Raw genomic sequence first — 5,176 nt, forward strand, 5'->3', positions numbered from 1 at the left:
ACAGATAATAGAACCACTCGACCCGACGGTCGGCCAAATCCTGCTCCATCGCCTCCATCAAGGTGAGGTACTCGCGCAACGTCACCGGCACGCCGGCCGCGCGCAGCTTCTCGCCGTAGGTTTCGCCCTCGTCGCGTAGCGGATCGAATTCCGCCGTGATGATGAGCGCGGGCGGCAGTCCCTTGAAGCTCTTCGCCAGCGCGGGCGCGACTCGCGGATCTTTGCGGTCGTCGGCGCTGCGCAGGTAATGCTTCCAGAAATAAATCACGTCGTCCCTGGTCAGGAAGTAGTCGGTGAAAGTTTTGTGCGAGTAAGTGTCGAGCTCGGCCTCGGTCGCCGGATAGATGAGCAGTTGGAGCGCGATCTTCGGACCTCCCGCATCGCGCGCGAGCTGCGAGATCACCGCCGACAGATTTCCGCCCGCGCTATCGCCGCCGACCGCCAGCCGGTTCGCATCGGCGTTGAGTTCTTTGGCATGCGCGGCGACCCACTTGGTCGCGGCAAAGCAATCCTCGACGCCTGCGGGAAATTTGTTTTCGGGCGCAAGCCGGTAATCGACCGACACCGTCACGCATCCGGCCTTTTTGGTAAGCGCGCGGCACGGTCCGTCATGCGTATCGAGGCCGCAAATCACCCATCCGCCGCCGTGGAAAAATACCAGCACCGGGAACGGGCCCGCACCTTCCGGAGTGTAGATACGAATCGGGATCTCGCCGGCCGGGCCGGGAATTTTACGATCCTCGACCTTGGCGACTTTTTCGGCTCTTTCCGGCGGCACTCTGAACATGCCCGCGGTCAGGCGGCGCGCGTCGGCCGGCTCGAGCGAATGCAGCTTGGGTCCGGGCGCTGCGGCGAGTGTATCCATCAAGGCCTTTGCTTGCGGGTCGAGCGGCATGGTGTTTCCTCCGAATTGAAATCTTCGCGCGATTTCGTCGAGCTCTTCGATTCTTAGACCGAAACAGCGTGCGCCGACAAGCGCCAACTGCTACGGCGCAAAGCTGGCGAGCAAGCTGATCGCGCCGGGGTGCCCGTCGATTCGCACGCCGCGTGCAATTGCGCCCTCGCGCTCGAGTCGGCGCGCAGCTCCTTCGACCAGTGCCGCGTCGATTCCGAGCAGCCGTGCGATCGCGCGCTCGCTCCCGAACGCCGCGGTCTCGAAATATTTGGCGACGATAGCGTATGCTGCCTGCTGTCGCGTGAGCTTGCGAGCCTCCGCAATCGCGTCGGGCCATCGATGCGCCATCGTATCCCACACGTAGCTGAACGGGTCGGAGCGCTCGTCCACCTTGAGCGCGAGAAATTTTTCCTGCAACTCCGCCATCGCACGATCGAAGACCGCCCGCCGCGACGGTTGCGCGTAGCCACTCGACAACTTCAGCACTCGAGTCTCGGCGGCCCCGCGCTTCGACAGCGCGTCCATCACGAGTTTGCCGCAATGCGAAAGTCCGCCGCCGAGGTACAGCTTTCGATAGCCGCCCGGCTCGATACGCAGCCGGAGAAACGCGCCGAGCAAATCGCGCGCGATAAAACTCGGACGTCGCGCGATCACCTTGCCGTAGTACACCGCGCGGCGCTGCGGCAGCGAGTCCTTGATTCGCCACGTCATCCCGATCGCATAGTCGTGCTGGATGTGCTCGGGCATCGAGGGTTCGCGCGTTCCCGCGATCGCCTCGCGCATGCACGGCACGCCCATCCCGGCGGTGAACCCGGCGCAGAATCCGACCTCCTGGATGAATTTGAGCGCGCTCTTCTCGCCGGTAACGCGCCGCGTCGCGACCCGTCTGAAATGATGGTCGCGATGACGCTCAAGCGCGGCGAGAATATCGGTCATCCAGGGATTCGCTCGACGCAGTCCGCGAAGATTTGGCGGTAGTTGGTTTTCACCGCGAGTCCGCGCGTGATTCCCTCGAGCCCGACCAGTGCGCGAATCAGGAACACGCTGTGCGCGGGAGATTTGTACAGCTGGTTCTGAAGCGCCAGCTCTCCCACCTTGGCCGCCTTGCCGACCGTGTCGTATTCGAGCGGATCGACGGCGCGATCCACTCTCATCGGCTCGAACAGGATGTGGATGATTTTGACCATCGGCGCCGCATCCTGACTGCGATCGAGATAGCCAAGCTTGACCATCCCGGCCGCCAGCGATTTGTCGTCGCCGCTCAGAATCGCGCGCGCGACCTGCAGGTTCGCCTTGCGTACCGGCTCCGGGAAGCGGCGAATCGAGCCGAAGTCGAGCACCCCAAGCCGCGGATGATGGCTGACGAGATAATTGCCCGGATGAAAATCGGTGTGCAGCATTCCAAATTCGAGAATCTGCCGCCACGCGAACTCGTGAATCTTCGTCGCGACCCACTCGCGCAACTCAGCATCGACCTCCAGCCCCATCACGTCCGCCAGCGGATAGCCGTCGAGATACGTCATGGTCAGCACGCGCCGCGAACTCAGCTCCTTGAGGTAGCGCGGAATCATGATCTCGCCGTCAGCACCGAGACGCCGCCCGTACTCGACTACGTTGCGCGCCTCGTTGACGTAGTCGAGTTCCTCGCGCAGACGCTGCTCGAGTTCCTTGTACACCGACGCGGTGTCGATTTGCTGGCGCATCACGTCGTGGCCGAGCGCCTGCAACGTTCGCAGCAGCAGCTTGAGGTTTTGCAGGTCCTGCTCGACGGTATCTTCGACACCGGGATACTGGACTTTCACCGCGACGTCGACGCCGTCGCGCGTGACCGCCCGATGCACTTGGCCGAGTGACGCGGCGGCAAACGCGGTCTGATCGAAACTCCTGAAGAGCGCCTCGGGCCGCTTGCCAATCTCCTTGCGAATCTGTTCCGAAATAGTCGCGTAGCTCATCGGCGGCACGCTCGATTGCGTCGCGCGCAGCACGTCGAGCGCCTCGCCCGGCAGCAGGTCCTTGCGAATCGAGAGCATCTGGATGAGCTTCATGAACGCGCCGCGGAGCTGCTGGGAGCCTTCGACAATTCGCTGCGCGTTGCGGATGTGAGTCTCGAGCAGCTCGCGATCGCGCGCGGGCGCACTGAGAAACGGCCGCCGCAGTTGATTCCACAGGTAGCTGGAGCCGACTTGCGACGCGAGTTCGCCCATCTTGATCGCGCGGCGCGCGCGCCCGCTGGTGATTGAGGTGCGCTTCGCCATCAGCGTCCGTCGCGCTCGATTCCGACGCGATTGATCAGCGTGGCAGCGAGCGCCGCGCCGAACCCGTTGTCGATATTGACGACCGTCACGCCGCTGGCGCACGAATTGAGCATTCCCAGGAGCGCGGCCAGCCCGCCCATCGACGCGCCGTAGCCAACGCTGGTCGGCACCGCAATCACCGGTTTGTCGACCAGCCCCGCGACGACCGAAGGCAGCGCGCCTTCCATTCCCGCGACGACGATCAGCACGCTCGCCTCGCGAATCGTCTCGAGGTTCGCGGTCAGGCGATGAATCCCCGCGACGCCGACGTCATAGACACGCGCGACACGATTGCCGAACAGCTCTGCGCACAGCGCGGCTTCCTCGGCGACAGGAATATCGGAGGTGCCCGCGCTCATCACCATCACGATGCCCTGTCCCGACGGCTTCACGCGCTCCTTCACCACCGCGCCGATGCGGGCATCCGCATGGTACGCCAGCGCGCGGATTTTGCGCTTGACGACGCGCGCCTTGTCCGCGTCGAGCCGCGTGATAATGAGATTCGTTCCCGAGGCAAGGACGCGATTTCCGATCGCCGCAAGCTGCTCGGCAGTTTTACCCTCACCGAAAATCACTTCGGGAATTCCGCGCCGGATGCTCCGGTGGTTGTCGAGCTTGGCAAAACCAAGATCCTCGAACGGCAGATCGCGGATGTGCTTGAACGCCGCAGCGGGAGTCATCTTGCCCGCGGCGACGCCGTCGAGGATTTCGCGAATTCGCTTTTCGGTCATCGCCGCCTGAGGAGTTCGGGGCGGATCGGATGCGCCAGGGTCAGCATCAATTCGCGCACGGCCCTCGCGTCGCTGCGCGTGACCGTGATTGTCAACTCGCCTTCAATTAACTTTTCGCCGGGCTTGGGAATATGCCCGAGTCGTTCGACCACCAGTCCACCGATCGTAGCATACTCATCCGCTTCCGAAAGCTTGAGGCCGAAGCGCTCGTTCAGCTCCGTAATCGGTGCCCGCCCGATCACAGAAAGCACCCGCGGACTGACTACTTTGGCCAGCTCCTCGCCGCGGTCATGTTCGTCTTCGATATCGCCGACGATCTCCTCGATCAGATCTTCCAGGGTGAGAATTCCAGCCGAGCCGCCGTACTCATCGACGATCACGGAGAGATTTTCTCCGGTGCGTTGCATCGCGACCAGCGCTTCGTCGAGCGGCATCGATTCGGGAAAATAGCTGACCGGCCGCATGATGTCGCTCACCGGGCGGCTGAGATCGGGCGCCTGCAAAAGATCGAAGACGTGAACGACTCCGACAATATCGGTGATTCGACGGCGGAAAACCGGGATGCGGCTGAAGCCTTCGCGGCGGACCGTCTCGATAGCCGCCGCCAGCGAGGTTTCCTCCGGCACCGCGTCAACGCCCACCAGAGGCACCATCGCCTTGCGCGCCTCGGCCTGCGAGAAGCGAAAGATGCGGCTGATCATCAACTGCTCGGCGGGCAGAATGGCGTCATGGTGCGGCTGCTCGGATCCGTCGCTCGGCCGTCGCCGCATCAACCTGGCCAAATCGTCGCGGCTCAGAAACACGCTCTCGGCGTCGGCCGGCACACCCGCCAGCCGCCGCAGCAATCTGCTCAAAAGAGTCTCAACGTAGAGCAGCGGCGCGAGAATCGTCGCGAGGAAGCGCAACGGCCGCGCAGCATACAGCGCGAACGTGTGCGGATTGGTAAGGGTTAGCAGCTTCGGTATCGACTCGCCGAGCACCAGCGTGATGGGAGTCAGGATAAACGGCGCGAGATAGATCAGGTGCGGCCTGGTTTGATGCAGAAAGCTGGTGAGCACGACCGCCGCGATAACCGTTGCCACGTTGGTGCCGGTGAGAGTGAGTGCCAGCAAGCGATCGCGATTGACCAGCAGTTCGTCCAACACTCGCGAGCGTACGTGTCCGCTTTCGCTGCCAGCGCGAACTTTCAAATCGTCCGCGGAAACCAGCGCAATCTCCGAGGCCGCGAAGAACGCCTGCACGACAAGGCATCCAGC

At 63.2% G+C, this 5,176-nt stretch carries 5 protein-coding genes; all 5 read right to left on the reverse strand.

From position 1 onward, the window contains the following. The coding region (locus tag VIW95_RS02725) for an alpha/beta hydrolase (protein ID WP_331583786.1) at positions 1 to 895 on the reverse strand (895 nt) is incomplete at its 3' end. A gap of 90 nt (positions 896 to 985) precedes the next feature. Beyond that, positions 986 to 1,831 carry an AlkZ-related protein gene (locus VIW95_RS02730; RefSeq protein WP_331583788.1) on the reverse strand — a complete coding sequence of 282 codons (846 nt, stop codon included), beginning with the start codon at positions 1,829 to 1,831 and terminating at the stop codon, positions 986 to 988. Further along, positions 1,828 to 3,150 (reverse strand): AarF/ABC1/UbiB kinase family protein, encoded by a 1,323-nt coding sequence (locus tag VIW95_RS02735; protein WP_331583790.1) that lies wholly within the window; start codon positions 3,148 to 3,150, stop codon positions 1,828 to 1,830. Before VIW95_RS02735 ends, VIW95_RS02730 begins: the two co-directional genes overlap by 4 nt. Beyond that, positions 3,150 to 3,920: a nickel pincer cofactor biosynthesis protein LarB gene (gene larB / locus VIW95_RS02740; RefSeq protein WP_331583792.1), complete on the reverse strand. Its 771-nt coding sequence runs from the start codon at positions 3,918 to 3,920 to the stop codon at positions 3,150 to 3,152. The genes VIW95_RS02735 and larB overlap by 1 nt, the downstream gene beginning before the upstream one ends. Next, positions 3,917 to 5,176, reverse strand: a 1,260-nt coding sequence (locus tag VIW95_RS02745; protein WP_331583794.1) for a hemolysin family protein, incomplete at its 5' end; no start/stop codon positions are given. The genes VIW95_RS02745 and larB, both read right to left, overlap by 4 nt.

The sequence above is a fragment of the Binatus sp. (SeqCode) genome, from assembly GCF_036522015.1.
In the GTDB taxonomy this organism is placed as follows: Bacteria; Desulfobacterota; Binatia; order Binatales; family Binataceae; genus Binatus.